Source organism: Pedobacter sp. CFBP9032 (assembly GCF_034045265.1).
In the GTDB taxonomy this organism is placed as follows: Bacteria; Bacteroidota; Bacteroidia; order Sphingobacteriales; family Sphingobacteriaceae; genus Pedobacter.
The window spans coordinates 106627-122046 of sequence record NZ_JAXCWE010000010.1 but is presented as its reverse complement, the minus strand read 5'-3'; the positions used below and the strand labels follow the sequence as shown (position 1 = coordinate 122046).

Below are 15420 nucleotides of genomic sequence, written 5' to 3'. Positions count from 1 at the left end.
TTGAAAAACTTTAAAAAGATCGCCGCATTTCTTCACCTTTGGCTAGGCTTAATCAGCGGAGTCATTATTACCATTGTGGCGATAACCGGATGTATTTTCGTTTTCGAAGACGAGCTCTTTAATTTTTTCCATCAGGATATTGTTTATGTAAAGGCAGCGGCGAAACCGCTGCCCCTTTACGTTTTGGAGGAAAATGCACAAAAAGCACTTCCTAAAGGGGAAAAAATTAATTTACTCCAGGTAAAGTCTGATTCAGATGCCTATCTGTTTTCAGCAAACAAGGCCAACAAAAAATCTAAATCTATTTTTTTCCTGGATCAGGTTGCTTACAATAAAGATGTTTACATTAACCAGTTTACAGGGAAGGTAAAGGGCGTGATTAACCGCAAATATGAATTTTTCAGACTGGTGAGAATGACGCACCAATTTCTATTATTAAAAAAAGAAATAGGTAGTTTAATTGTTGGCTCTTCGGTTCTAATGTTTCTATTTATCATCCTTACCGGATTCGTAATCTGGCTTCCAAAAAAATTAAAGAATTTAAAGCAACGTTTAGTTGTTAAATGGAATGCAAAATTTAAACGGCTGAACTGGGATCTTCACAGCGTGTTTGGTTTTTATGTAATTCCATTTGCCCTTATACTTGTCATTACTGGATTAGTGTGGTCATTCAGATGGTGGGAACTGGGGATTTATAAATCTTTAGGTACAGCTAAAAGACCGAACCTGTTAAAGGAATACGTATCCCTTCCTGGTGAGGTAAGCACAAAAACAGCAAGCAACATTGCATTAAATACCATCAAAAAATTGAATAATGGTAATTTTAAAATTATCCTGCTTAATTATCCGGAAGATGAAAAAATGAGTATGATGGCTACTGTTCAAATTGTTAAAACCGGAGATGCCTGGCGGGGATTAAGCTATTTTTACTTCAATCCAAATACCGGAACACTTTTCGATAAGATATTACATCAGGATAAATCATTGGGGATGAAGTGGCGGAATTCAAATCTCGACATTCATGATGGCGGAATATTTGGCTGGCCTACCCAGGTACTCGCCTTTTTAGCATCACTGATTATAGCTACCTTACCAACAACTGGTTTCTTAATCTGGCTAGGTAAAAAGAAGAAGAAAAAAATTAATTATTCAGGAGTGGTATCTAATTGAAATGCCACTCCTGAATTTAAGTGGTTTGCTAGAAATTAAAGGCAAGTTTAGTAAATAATCTCCGACCGTTAAAGCCCATTTGAACGGCATCCCAGGCACCACCTGTTTCACCATCGTAAGCTGATAGTTTTGCGCCTTTCACATAACCATAATCCGGGTGGATATTAAACACATTATCTGCCCCAAAAAATATGGTTACTCTTTTTGAAAATTTGTATGATCCATAAAGGTCGGTTACCATTTTGCCCGAATAATTAAATTGTTCCAGCACCCTCGAATTAGGATCATTATCAAGCGCTACCAATGGCGGATAAGTATTTTCATAACCATAACCTAAAATAGAAATTTTTCCATAGTATAGAAAGTGCGTTCCAAGCATCCAGTTGCCGAAACCATAATCTAAATTCAAACCTAGTTTTACAGGAGGAGCGGATGCTTTAATATATGCCTGCTCCCGGTCGCTAAAAAAAGCCTGTTGATTCTCATAAGTAGCACTCAAGGCATTTGGAATATTGATCTGATCGATATTTAGGTGATTAAGGTTCCCTGTAAATAGGACCCTGATGCTCTTATTATCGAAACGTTTGTTGTAATCTACCACCAAATCCAAACCATAATTTGTAGTGTTAACTGCATTTGCAAAAAACTGTGCCTGCGAAACGTTGAGTTGATTTAAAATGGGTTGCAACGCCGGAATACTTTCATCAAACTGACCAGAAAGCACCACTCGATCTTTAATGTTAATGCGATAACCATCCAATGTTACGGTAAGCGCAGGTGCTGGCTTCCAGGAAAAACCCAGACTAGCATTAACAGATTTTTCCTGTTTCAGATCTGGAATTCCTGCTGCTTTGGTAATCGGACTATAGTTAGGTGCAATCTTAACTTCAAAAACATTACCACCCTGAACATTAGTGAAAGTATTGCTGAAATTAATTTGCTGTAATGATGGGGCACGGAAACCAGTACTGATTGATCCCCGTACATTAAAGTTATTGGTTAGTTTGTAACGGGTAGCAAACTTATAATTACTAGTGAAACCAAAATCATTGTAGTTTTCGGCCCTTACGGCTACACCAAGTAACCATTTATCAGTTGCATCTAATTCTGCATCAACATAAGCCGCAACATTCGATCGGCTTGCATTCACTTCGTCGGCTGGCTGGTAACCTGGAAAACCTTGAGCTCCGGTAGCTTTATTGGAGTTATAATTCGCGTAAGAATCCGGTTCTCCTGCATTGATCTGGTAGTTTTCATACCTATGCTCCAAACCGAAAGCCAAATTTAATCCAGAGGCAACATCTGGTATCGCTTTACTTAAATTAAAATTAACTGTGTTTTGCAGGAACGAAAATCCGCCGTCATCAAAATGGGTTTTACCAGCACCTAAAGACGCATTAAAAGTTTGATCACCATAGAAATGGAAATTATTGCGACCTAAAGTATTGCTCAAATCCCAATTCCAGTCATTTCCCCAGATTCCCTTTACCCCTGCCGCAAAAGATAAATCCAGAATTTTAGTCTGAATTAGCGGATCAAAATACGTTTCCCCGTCTATAGTGGTTTGTAAAATCGGATTTCCGGCAACACCATCAGGAAAACGTTCTGGTCTTTCTGATAAATTTCTGGTATAGGCAAATGATTCAGAAGCCTTAAAATTTCCACTACCAAATGAATAAATAACAGTTTTGGTATTGGCTACAGGCAATTCCATGTTGTACATCAATCCGCCGGATGTTACGGACCCATCTCCGGTAGCTCTTCTTACCGTATTTATGGGAAGACCATCTTCTGTGCTTAAATCAGTATTTAAGTTTTGCCTAAAGGTTTTACCATTGGCAAAGAAGTTTCCGGAAAAGTTAATGTAACCATTGTTTTTACCCAGTGCAACCCCATAATTAGTACCTAAAGAAAAAGCATTCCCGTCTATTGCACCAGCATGGCGATATTGCCCAAGTTCCTTTGCATAATGGGTATTATTTCTAGGATCATAATAGCCGGAATAACCTGTATTTACACTTAAAACACCAACATCCTTTTTCAATATCAAATTGATTACCCCTGCGATTGCATCAGATCCGTACTGTGCCGAAGCCCCATCCCTTAAAATCTCCACACGATCTATAGAAGACTCAGGTATCGCATTTAAATCTGTTCCAGAATTGCCTCTTCCCCTGGTGCCAAAAACGGCAACGAAAGCAGTTTGGTGGCGGCGTTTGCCATTTACCAAAACCAAAGTCTGATCAGGACCTAAGCCCCTTAGCGTAGCCAAATCTATTTGATCAGCACCGTCAGAACCACTTTGTTTGTTAAAATTAAACGATGGAGAAGCTGAATTTAAAATGGAAGTTAAATCCATTTTAGCAGTTGGCATATTTACCTGGTTAATTTTAATTACATCTACCGGAACGGGAGTCAAAATAGAAGAACGACCTTTACCACGCGTTCCAACCACTACAAAATCGCCCAGGCTCTGCGTATTTTCTGCCAAAGTAATGGTTAGTGATCCATTTGATGCCACAACCTCTTTCGTTTCATAGCCAATGGCACTAATAATTAAAGTGGCTTGATCTGCAACTGAAATTTGAAAGTCTCCATTTTGATCGGTAACCACAGCCTTTGTTGTTCCTTTTTCTTTAACAGTAGCAGAGATTACGCCATCTCCTTTGGTTGATTTAACTTTTCCTTTGATCACATTCTGTGCAAAAGAGACAATTGGGAGCATAAAAACCCAAATAAAAATGCAAAGTAATTGTTTTTTCATAGTATTTAAATAGATTATAGAAGCAATATAGGTTAAATTCTGATTTTTACACCCTACATATCAACCAAATACCAATAAAACAAACCAACTACAAACCAAGGCAATCATTTTAACTATAAAATTTAATTTATCGAACTAAAAATAATCACAAACATTAATTTTCAGTGATTAAAGAAATTAAAATGCAGTAAAGAATTAATTTGACTGTTAATCCCCCTATAATGACCGGATATTCTTGCTAACAAATGAATGACATAACCTTTAGTTAAAAATCATATTTTTGTTCCCATGGCAAAAATATCAATTAACCTTGCTACAGGTTCGTTTCAGAAAGAAGAAATTATAGTTGGCATTGATTTGGGCACTACAAATAGTTTAGTTGCCTTTATTAATCCTGATAAAAATGCACAAGTTATAAACGATGCCGGCAAGGGCTTATTGGTACCATCTGTAGTTTATTTTAACGGCCAGAATGAAGCCATTGTAGGTAACGAGGCGAAGGAATTTTTAACTACTGACCCTGCTAATACAATTTTCTCGGTTAAAAGATTATTAGGTCGCTCTTATAAAGATGTTGCCGATCATGCGGCTACTTTTTCATACAAAATTATTGATGATGACAGTGATGCCCTGGTAAAAATCCAGGCTGGAGACCGCTTTTATACACCTATTGAATTATCAGCAGAAATTTTAAAGGAGTTGAAAGCAAGAGCAGAACACGCACTGAAAACACCTGTAAACAGGGCAGTTATCACCGTACCTGCTTATTTTAATGACAGTCAACGCCAGGCCACACGTGATGCCGGTAAACTTGCCGGTTTAGACGTAATGCGCATCGTAAATGAACCAACCGCAGCTAGTTTAGCTTACGGCATAGGCTTAGATCCTTCACAACAAAAAACTATTGCTGTTTACGATTTAGGTGGCGGAACTTTCGATGTCTCTATCCTTCAAATTCAAAATGGAATCTTTGAGGTATTATCTACAAATGGGAATACTTATTTAGGCGGTGATGATTTTGATAATGCCATTTTAAACCATTGGATAGAAAAAAATAATTTAGACATTAAAGTGTTGGCAAAAGATAATATTCTGATGCAAACCTTACGCTTACAGGCCGAAGCGGCGAAAAAAGCTTTATCAACGCAAAATTTATATAATGAAAAAGTTGGTGAAATATGGTGTACATTGGATAAGCAAACTTTTGAGCAACTCATTTCTTCCAAAGTTGAGGAAACCATCACAGCATGCAAAAATGCATTGAAAGATGCTGATTTAACTGCCGCAGATATTGATGAAGTGATTTTAGTTGGCGGCTCTACCCGTACCCCTTTTGTAAAACAGCAGGTGGAAAATTTCTTTGGCAAAAGTCCACAGGATAATATTAACCCCGATGAAGTTGTCGCCCTTGGTGCCGCTATCCAGGCTGATGTACTGGCCGGAAACCGCTCTGACATTTTATTGCTCGATGTTACGCCACTCTCATTGGGAATCGAAACCATGGGTGGTTTGATGGATGTAATCATCGCCAGAAATAGTAAAGTTCCAACGAAGGCCGGACGACAATACACGACCTCTATTGACGGACAGGTGAACATGAAAATTTCAGTTTATCAAGGTGAACGTGATTTAGTGAAGGAAAACCGTAAACTTGCTGAATTTGAGCTAAAGGGAATTCCTGCCATGCCTGCCGGCCTGCCAAAAGTTGACATCAACTTCCTGTTAAATGCCGATGGCATCTTAACTGTTCAAGCCATCGAACTCCGTTCTGGAGTGAAACAAGAAATAGAAATTACACCTAGCTACGGTTTAAGTGACGATACCGTGGAGAAAATGCTGATTGATAGCATTACTCATGCGAAAAGTGATGTGGAACAACGTATGTTGATTGAAGCCAGAAGCGAAGGCGAACAATTGCTTTACACTGCAGAACGTTTCATTCAAAAACATGCTGAACATTTAACAGAAACTGAAATTTCGGAAACGAAAACTCATATTGAAGCCTTAAGAACGGCCTTAGCCGATGCAGATAAAGACACGATCCTTAAAAAAGCTGATGAATTAAATGAATTCACCCGCCCCTTTGCCGAACGTGTGATGGATGCCGCGATTTCGACAGCAATGAAGGGAAAGAAGATAGAGTAGTGGTGGGTTTTAGTCTTGAGTCCGTAGTCTTTAGTCCTGAGTCCGTAGTCTAAAATCTCAAGTCTTGAGTCTAAAGTCCGTAATCTGAGTCCGATGATATTATATTTAAAAGCTTCTATGTTTCTCGTCGATTAGACCTTTGCGGTACTTTGCGAAAAACTTTGCGCCCTTTGCGGTTAAAAACAAGTCCGATGATGTTATTTTAAAACCTTCTATGTTTCTCATTAACTAAACCTTTGCGGTACTTTGCGAAAAACTTAGCGCCCTTTGCGGTTAAATACAAAGTTCGATGATGTTATTTTAGAAGCTTCTATGTTTCTCATCAACTAAACCTTTGCTGTACTTTGCGTCCTTTGCGGTTAATTAACAAAGATCTCCAATTTAGTAAACTATCTTTTCTTACCATAAATCAAATGCCATCAACTCACAATATCTTAACTTTGTTTAACAAATTTTAGTAATTATGGAACTAGGTATTGGCATGTTTGGAGATTTGCAAATCAATGCAAATGGAGAAATTCAACCCGCACAACAAAGACTTCAGGAAATTATAGAAGAAATTAAACTCATGGATGAAGTGGGTTTGGATTTTTACGGCATTGGCGAACACCATCGGCCTGATTATGCCGTTTCCAGCCCGGAAATTATTCTGGCCGCAGCGGCGACCGTTACCAAAAACATTAAATTAAGCAGCGCCGTTTCGGTGTTAAGCTCATCTGATCCGGTAAAGTTGTATCAGAACTTCGCTACCATAGATCTAATCTCAAATGGCAGAGCCGAGTTAATGGCTGGCCGTGGAAGTTTCATTGAATCATTTCCGCTATTTGGTTATAATTTGCAAGACTATAATGAACTTTATGAAGAAAAACTAGAACTGCTTCTCAAAATAAACAGCGAACCAAAAATTAACTGGAAGGGCAAGTTCAGAGCCAGCCTGGTTAATCAGGAAGTTTTACCCAGAGCAGTGAATGATCATCTGAAAATATGGGTAGCCGTTGGGGGAACACCAGAATCAGTGGAACGGGCAGGAAGATTAGGCTTACCCGTAATGTTCGCCATTATTGGCGGACAGCCCAATCAATTTAAGCCCCTTTTTGATTACTACAAAAAAGTATACCAGGCTTATGGTCATGATATGGCAAAATTTGAGGTTGGCGTACACATGCACTCGTTATTTGGAGAAAACAGTCAGGAGGTTTCAGATTACTACTTTCCATTATATTCTGCGCAGATGAATAGAATTGGCAAAACCCGTGGATGGGCACCATTCCAGAGAAACCAGTTTGAAGCCGGAAGAAGTACCAATGGCGCTTTGATTATTGGCGATGCAAATGAATCGGTAGATAAAATCCTGGCCATGGAAGAAACCTTTGGTCTAACGCGTTTCTCTGCACATATGGATGTTGGCGGCCCCTCTCATACAGCTATGATGAAATCCATTGAAATTTTCGGGAATCAGATCGCACCAGCAGTAAGGAAAGCGTTGCAGAAATAAAATTTAAATTTTTGCCCTTTTAAAAGTCTGAATAAAGCTGTAAACATAGCAGCCCACACAAACTGCAAACAAACTTTCCAGAAGGGCAAAAACAATCATGATTGAAGTGAAAGCCATTGCCGCAATAGAAAAATTAAATAAAAACATCGCCGTAATCAGTAAGCTAAATCCAAAGCCTAAAGTTGCGGCGAACTTTTTTGGTGCCAGGTCTTTCATCTTTGGTTTTAAGGCTAAAGTTTTGGCGATTTGAACGGAAACCAACTTCAGTAGGCTTAGATTACCAGCACTAAATGCCCTTGCTGCAAAATCAAGCAATAAAAATACCATAGCCCAATAGTTTGAAAAAATTAAACAGAACATTGCTATTACTGCAACCATAAAAGCAATAATTCTGACCACATTTTCATTTACTCGTTCAGCAGATATCGGACAAGAAATTTCCATAGTATATTTTTCATCTCAAAGATATTATTTTTTTAACAAGCTTGAATCAAATTCCTTTATTGCGCCGATTACTGTCGGCCTCCATCCTGTATCCATTTACATTAATTCTTTAGTTTTTAATTTCATTCCTATATTTAAAAAATATAACGCACTTAGAAATATAGAATGGATGATTCGAAAAAATTGAATCTGTTGTTAATTAAGCTCGAGAATTTGCTAATTCGGCAACAGGGATTTGAAGAAGAAATCACAGCCTTAAGAGAAGAAGTAAGGGCATTACAATCTCCGGGTTATAGCCTAGAAATAGAAAAAACGAATGTGCTTAATATTCCACCCGCTCCAATCGCAGATCAGTCTATTCCAGAAGTTTCATCTATTAGGCCATTACCAGCCAGGCCCGCTGTTGTTCCGCCACCTAAGAATGATCAGAAGGAGCCAAACTTTGCCGAGAAATTTAAGCGAGAAAACCTGGTTAAGTCTGATTTTGAAAAGTTTATCGGAGAAAATCTGATTAGCAAAATCGGTATTCTGATTTTAATTATTGGGGTAGCCATTGGTGCAAAGTATGCCATTGATCACGAAATGATTAGTCCACTTACCAGAATTGTATTGGGTTATGCTATGGGTGCAGGTTTGATGGCTTTTGCCATTAAACTAAAAAACAAATATGAGAATTTTTCAGCTGTGCTGGTTAGTGGCGCTATCGCGATTATGTACTTCATCACTTATGCCGCTTACGATTTTTATTCACTCATTCCCCAGCCTCTTGCCTTTGCGTTGATGGTGATTTTTACCTCATTTACTGTTGTTGCAGCAATCAAATACGACAAGCAGGTTATTGCACACATAGGACTCGTTGGTGCATATGGTGTCCCTTTTTTATTAAGCAACGGCTCCGGGCAGGTTGGCGTCCTTTTTACCTACATGGCGATCATTAACATCGGCATTTTAATACTCAGTTTCAAAAAATTCTGGAAACCCTTGCTGTATGCATCTTTTGTCCTAACCTGGATCATTTTTCTCTCCTGGAGGATGAATTTACCTAACGAAAACCCATTCTTTCTTTTGTCATTGTTATTCTCTGGTGTTTTCTTTATTACGTTCTACGTTACCAATCTCGCATACAAAGTAAGCAAACAAGAAATATTTGGTTTAAGTGATGTGGCGTTGATTCTTTTAAACGCCTTTATTTATTACGTAATTGGCTATTCGATCCTTTCTCAAAATAAAAACAGTGTGGAATTACTGGGTTTGTTTACGCTGGCAAATGCCATCATTCACTTTGTGGTAAGTGTGATTATTTACAAAAGAAAATTGGCTGATAGAAATCTTTTCTACCTCATTCTTGCGACAGTAATTACCTTCATCACCATGGCTATTCCTGTTCAACTGGATGGTGGCTGGGTAACTATTTTCTGGACGATTGAAGCCTCCATATTGTTCTATCTTGGCAGGGTAAAAGCAATTGCCATTTACGAGAAACTTTCTTTTCCGCTGATCATTCTGGCATTCTTTAGTTTGATCCAGGACTGGAGTGTCCGAATAGATTCTTATGATACTAATGTCACCCCGATATTTAATGTTGGTTTCTTAACCGCTGTTATTTTTATTTCGTGCTTTACCTGGATATATTTTGTTGGAAAAAAATCGATGGAAAAACCTTTGGAATGGATATGGATGAGACAAATCCTCAGTTATTTTATCCCATCAGTTTTATTGTTAGTTACTTATTTAACTTTTAGCATAGAAATTTCCAAATATTTTAACAACCTCAGTGAACTTACAAGGATTAACGCCACGCCTACCGTTAAGGAAGAGTATGCAGAATACATATACAATAATAATTACGACCAACTTAAAACGGCCTGGACTTATATCTACACCTTATTCTTTGTATCGTTATTAACATTTGTGAATATCAGAAAATTCAGGAACGGAGAACTTGCTGTAGCCAACCTAATCATTAGCTTAATTACGATAATTGCCTATCTGACTCATGGCTTGTATAACTTAAGTGAGCTTAGAGATGGGTACTTATTTAATGAGAGTAGCTACTTCAATGTGAGTTCATTTAATATCGGCATCCGTTATTTAAGCATTGCTTTTTTTGCATTGTTAATTTTTCAGTGTTATAAACTAATGAAATCAGATCTTTTGAAAAAAGATTTAACAGTCATGTTCGATTACCTGCTTTACATTTCTTTATTGTGGATCATCAGCAGTGAATTAATTAACATTTTATCGTTATCACGTTTAACAGATAGCTACAAACTCGGCTTAAGTATAGTTTGGGGTATTTATTCATTATTCCTGATTGGTTTGGGCATAGCGAAAAACAAAAAACATTTACGCATTGGCGCCATGGTTTTGTTTGGCATCACGCTGATAAAGCTTTTTGTTTACGATATGTCCTACCTGAGTACCATTTCCAAAACGATCGTTTTTGTATCACTGGGGATATTGTTACTCATCATTTCCTTCCTTTACAATAAATACAAACATTTAATAATAGATGATGTTCAAAAAGAAGATTAAGCTGCTCCTATTATTGCTTGTCTACGTTGCAACAACGCATGCGCAGACCAATATTTATAAATTTAAGAGGCAAATTACGGGTGTAAATACGATCTGGCATCGCATCTCCCTGCCAGATGAACTTTATAAAAATGCAAATGCAGGTTTTAACGATCTTCGGATTTACGGCATAAGCGGAAAAGATACCATTGAGGTGCCTTATTTGCTTAAACAACGCGCTGACCAGGTTAATACCAAAGAAATTTCTTTTAAACAGCTTAATCAAAGCGCGAACAACAGTGGTTATTATTACACCTTTCAATCACCTGGAGGAAATACAATTAATCAAATCGAACTGAATTTTCAACAAACCAATTTTGATTGGCAGGTAATTTTAGAGGGCAGCAATAACAATAAAGAGTGGTTCGGCATTTTAAAAAATTATCGGATACTATCAATTAAAAATAATGATACAGACTATCAGTTTACCACACTGAAGTTTCCAGATTCCAAATATCAATATTTCCGGATTGCGATTAAAAGTAGCATTCAACCTGATTTGATCTCGGCCAAGCTGAACAAAACAGATACCATTAGTGGAATTTATAAGGAAGCCAATGCTTTAAACTATCGTTTATCTAATGATGCTGTACACAAGGAAACCATAATAGATGTCAACTTAAAGAATCCTGTACCCCTTTCGTACTTGAAATTGAAAGCACAAAGTGATTTTGACTTCTATCGTTCTTTCAAAATTGAAGCAGCAATAGACAGCTTTAAAAGCGAAAAAGGGATGCAGTATAACTATGCACAGATTTATGATGGTACAATCAGTTCGTTAGAAGATGCTGCATTTACCTTTCCCAACACCATTACCTCAAAACTCAAAATAACCATTCAAAATAACGACAACAAGCCCTTGCGTATTAGTCATCTGGAAATGAAAGGCAATGTATATGAGATTCTAGCACGCTTTGATGACCCTAAGGGTAATTATTCCATTTATTACGGCAATGAAATGGTAACCGCACCAAGTTATGAAATTGAAAAATTTGAGAATAAAATTCCCTTAAACCTGACTTCAGTTTCTGTTGGGCAAGAAGAAAAAAATCCGGCCTATGCTATTAAAACGGAAAAACCATTATTTGAAAATAAACTCTGGCTTTGGGCTTTAATGGTAGTTATTATTGGTCTTCTAGGCTGGTTTTCTTTTAAAATGTTAAAAAATTAAATTACTAAATGAGCTTTTTAAAAAAACTATTTGGTTCAGATTCTCCAAAGAGAGAAGAGCCAAAAGTACTCATAGAGTTAAGAAGTCCGAGTTGTCCGATTACTGCCATTGTTGAGCAGGATAATCAAGTTGCCTATTTTTATTTGTGGGGTGATGAGGATTCAGATTTCGGGGTTAAAGCATGCTGGATCAGAAATCTGGATGAAGCCCCGCCTGAGACGGATTTAAAACAATTGGAAGAAGGAACTCCACCAATGTTGAACAGAGCATACTGCAAATTTCCGGAAGGACAGACACCTTTGCAAATCAATGATTTGGAAATTGTTTGGTTTGAAGAAGGAGATGGGGCGGCATTAATTGAACAGGGACAAGTTATTACCATTATTCCATCCTGGGCAGGTATAAACGGTTTTTCGGGCTATACTAGAGATGCTGTTGGAGAAGCAGAATATGGCTGGGAACTTAAATCTTCTAATACCTTGTTAGAAAGAGTTGAAAAGTCAAAAGAATACTGGCAATTGTGGGATCAGGTAATTGATCCATTTCAGATTATTCAACCTCAATTACTTCAACAATATGAAAATAACTTAGGTATTAATGATCAATATTTCGCGATAGATGGCAATGAATGGCCACCCAGAGGCTTATTCTTAAAAAAAGGAGAAGTTAAGGATGTATTTGTAACCGTAGGCCTTTCACTACTACCTATGCCAACAGTTGAAATGTATAACGAACATCCTCTTGAGGTTAACAGAATAGAGTTAGGCTTACTCGTAAATGCTGGTCTGTCTCAGGAAGAACTTAATCTCATCGGGAGTTGGATTAGCGGCCAGGCAAGCATTCCATGGAAAAGAATCTCTTGGTTTGGGAATGGACATACTATTACATTTAATGTGCTCAGCGATACTAAAATGAAATCGGTAGTACTGGTAAAACATTTAACTCATTTACCTGATATAGAACTTGATGATTACCGGGATAGTCAGGTGAATATTTTATGGATGGTACCTATTAGTGAAAATGAAAGAATTTATATTATGGACAATGGATTTGAACCTTTCCATGAAAAATTAGATAAAATAGGATCCGAAATTTTTAATATCTACCGAAATGAGATTGATTTAAATTAGATCGGAATAAATCATTAGCAATATTTGTTTTACATTAGGGCATGAAAAGATTAGCGATTTTAACAGCGTTAATCATCCCACTATTTCTGTGTACATCCTGGGGTTTCTTTGCACACCAAAGAATTAACAACCTCGCCATTTTTACTTTGCCATCTGGCATGATTGGTTTCTATAAACAGAATATCAAATACATTACAGAACATGCGGTAGATCCAGATAAACGCAGGTATGCAGATACCCTGGAACCTCCCCGACACTATCTGGACGTTGAAAATTATGAGCAGAAAATTGACAGCATTCCAGAAAAATGGAACGATGCTTTAGCAAAATATGGAGCAAAATCACTAAGCAACAACGGTATACTTCCCTGGCAGATTCAGCGTACTTACTTTAGCCTGGTTAAAGCATTTAAAACAAGAGATTCCATTAAAATTTTAAAATACAGTGCAGATTTAGGTCATTACATTGGTGATGCACACGTTCCGCTTCACACTACATCGAATCACAATGGGCAACTAACCAATCAGGTTGGAATTCATGCTTTTTGGGAAAGTCGTTTACCAGAACTATTCTCGACTAAATACAATTACGTTGTCGGCCGCGCAAGCTACCTTGAAAACCCTTTAAAAGAAGCCTGGAAAATATTAAAGCATACACACAGCCTTGTTGATACGGTATTAACCTTCGAGGCCCAACTTACTGCATCCTTCCCTTCTGATCAAAAATATAGCTTCTCTGAACGCAACAATGTAGTTTTGAAACAGTATTCTCTTGCGTATTCTAAAGCTTATCATGACAGAATGAATAACATGGTAGAGAAACAGATGCGATCTGCAGTATTAGAAATCGGGAATTTCTGGTTTTCAGCCTGGGTAGATGCCGGGCAGCCTGCACTCAAGAACCTGATCAAGATAGAACTTGAGCCTGATGTAAAAAAGAAAGATGTGGAAACAGAGCAGAAATATCAAAAAGGTACAATCATCGGACGAGAAATTTAAGTTAAAACAAAAGAGGCGAACACCAATGCTCGCCTCTTTAAATCTATTTACTTGTGATGTTATTTTTTAACATCATCTCCTTCTATAATTTCTTCAATCTTTTTAGGTTGCAACCTGCTTTTTACCGCAGCCCATACTGCAGGCACAAAAGTTACCACCGCGATGAAAACAATAACAAGTTCAAAGTTATTTTTAATGATCGGAATTTGTCCTAGTACAAAGCCACCTAATAGTAATGCAACAATCCATGCTACACCGCCAATTACGTTGAAGTAGGTGAAACGACCGAAAGGCATTTTCGCTATCCCCGCAACAAAGGGTGCAATTGTTCTGAAAATTGGCAAAAAGCGGCTGAAGATGATCGCCTTTCCGCCGTGCTTTTCGAAAAACTCGTGTGATTGTTCGTAGTATTTTAATTTTAAGACCTTATTACTTTCTTTAAAAACGCCAGCACCTAGAACACTACCCAACTTAAAGTTGACGGTATTGCCTAAAATTGCAGCAATAATCAGAATCACCAGCATCACCCAAATGCTTAAGCCAGTTTCATGCTCTCCGGCAATTAACGCGCCCATGGCAAACAATAAAGAATCGCCTGGTAAGAATGGTAAAACCACCAGCCCGGTTTCTGCAAAAATGATAAGAAACAGTATGAGATAAGTCCAGGTTTGATAATCGTTAACGATTTGAGCCAGATGAACGTCGATGTGAAGTATAAAATCCAGCAGTTGATGTAGTAAATCCAAGTTATTTTATTTTGGGCAAAAATATGAATATGAAAGTGATTAACGGTAGATTAATAAATTTAATTTGTTACCACTCTGTACTTAACTTTGCCGGCACGGGTACCATCGAATAATATGGTATAAACTCTGCCTTTAACGAAGTTAGTATAGGAGATAGTATCAACTACCGTAGCCGAATCTACGAGATTGAAGTAAAGTCTGGCATTAAAATCTACGTTAGGGAAGGAAATATAGTCGGTTTTTTCACCTTTTTTTAAGTTCAGGTCTACTTTTCGGTCTTCGCTTCTGAAATGCACGTTGGAACCTAAAGTATATCCTAAATTAATGAACATTACGCGTGCCTCATTTATATTTTGTTTAACCTCATCTTCAAACATTAACATCTTCGGAACGGTTGATCGCAGTGAATCATCTTTCGTATAGTAGATCGAATAGTTTTTGCCCAGCTTGAAACTATCACGCAAAACTAAAGAACCGCTTGCAGCCGAAGTGATGTTGTTTTTAGCTTCAATGGTATAATTTTTATCGCCTTCAACAACTAGATAGGCCGAATTGGTATTGTAAGTGAGCGCAGTTTGAAGAAGAACATTATTAAAGAAAAAATTCCTTGAAGTATCATTGATCACATTGTTGAATATTCTAACTTTTGCATCGCCTCTGATGAAATTGTCATTTTTTATACATGCACCGATACATATAGTAGTGAAAGCTAAGAGAACAAGTTTAGGAATTAGAAACGAATTGACCTTCATAAATATATAAACACTATTAAAACGTAAAGAT

General features: G+C 37.5%; 11 protein-coding genes. 7 read left to right on the top strand and 4 right to left on the bottom strand.

Annotated features, from left to right (window positions below; all coding sequences use genetic code 11):
- Positions 1-1170 (top strand): PepSY-associated TM helix domain-containing protein, encoded by a 1170-nt coding sequence (locus tag SOM16_RS17565; RefSeq protein ID WP_320465307.1) that lies wholly within the window; start codon positions 1-3, stop codon positions 1168-1170.
- 28 nt (positions 1171-1198) lie between these two features.
- Here SOM16_RS17565 and SOM16_RS17560 read toward each other — a convergent pair whose 3' ends face one another.
- Positions 1199-3934 (bottom strand): TonB-dependent receptor, encoded by a 2736-nt coding sequence (locus tag SOM16_RS17560; RefSeq protein ID WP_320465306.1) that lies wholly within the window; start codon positions 3932-3934, stop codon positions 1199-1201.
- A gap of 288 nt (positions 3935-4222) precedes the next feature.
- Between SOM16_RS17560 and dnaK the strand changes: the two genes are divergently transcribed.
- Complete coding sequence (gene dnaK / locus SOM16_RS17555) at positions 4223-6079, top strand: molecular chaperone DnaK (protein ID WP_320465305.1); 1857 nt, start codon at positions 4223-4225, stop codon at positions 6077-6079.
- A 463-nt stretch (positions 6080-6542) separates the two neighbouring features.
- Positions 6543-7574 carry an Atu2307/SP_0267 family LLM class monooxygenase gene (locus tag SOM16_RS17550; RefSeq protein ID WP_320465304.1) on the top strand — a complete coding sequence of 344 codons (1032 nt, stop codon included), beginning with the start codon at positions 6543-6545 and terminating at the stop codon, positions 7572-7574.
- Between the two features lie 3 nt (positions 7575-7577).
- On the opposite strand, the gene SOM16_RS17545 is transcribed toward SOM16_RS17550, so the two are convergent.
- Entirely contained in the window at positions 7578-8018 is a 441-nt protein-coding gene (locus tag SOM16_RS17545) for a DUF4395 domain-containing protein (protein ID WP_320465303.1), read from the bottom strand.
- Between the two features lie 165 nt (positions 8019-8183).
- Between SOM16_RS17545 and SOM16_RS17540 the strand changes: the two genes are divergently transcribed.
- From SOM16_RS17540 to SOM16_RS17525, 4 genes are read left to right on the top strand one after another with little or no spacing between them, the layout of a single operon-like run.
- The gene (locus SOM16_RS17540) at positions 8184-10553 is read left to right on the top strand and encodes a DUF2339 domain-containing protein (protein WP_320465302.1); all 2370 of its coding nucleotides are present in this window, start codon (positions 8184-8186) and stop codon (positions 10551-10553) included.
- Positions 10531-11763 (top strand): hypothetical protein, encoded by a 1233-nt coding sequence (locus SOM16_RS17535; RefSeq protein ID WP_320465301.1) that lies wholly within the window; start codon positions 10531-10533, stop codon positions 11761-11763. Before SOM16_RS17540 ends, SOM16_RS17535 begins: the two co-directional genes overlap by 23 nt.
- Before the next feature lie 8 nt (positions 11764-11771).
- Positions 11772-12893, top strand: a complete 1122-nt coding sequence (locus SOM16_RS17530; protein WP_320465300.1) for a suppressor of fused domain protein — start codon at positions 11772-11774, stop codon at positions 12891-12893.
- Positions 12894-12934: 41 nt separating this feature from the next.
- Complete coding sequence (locus SOM16_RS17525; RefSeq protein ID WP_320465299.1) at positions 12935-13891, top strand: zinc dependent phospholipase C family protein; 957 nt, start codon at positions 12935-12937, stop codon at positions 13889-13891.
- A 59-nt stretch (positions 13892-13950) separates the two neighbouring features.
- Here the strand turns inward: SOM16_RS17525 and SOM16_RS17520 are convergent, their stop codons facing one another.
- Together SOM16_RS17520 and SOM16_RS17515 are read right to left on the bottom strand one after the other, a co-directional pair.
- A complete protein-coding gene (locus tag SOM16_RS17520; protein ID WP_320465298.1) occupies positions 13951-14637 on the bottom strand; it encodes a DedA family protein in 687 nt (228 codons plus the stop codon).
- Positions 14638-14696: 59 nt separating this feature from the next.
- The gene (locus tag SOM16_RS17515) at positions 14697-15389 is read right to left on the bottom strand and encodes a DUF4397 domain-containing protein (RefSeq protein ID WP_320465297.1); all 693 of its coding nucleotides are present in this window, start codon (positions 15387-15389) and stop codon (positions 14697-14699) included.
- Positions 15390-15420 lie beyond the last annotated feature (31 nt).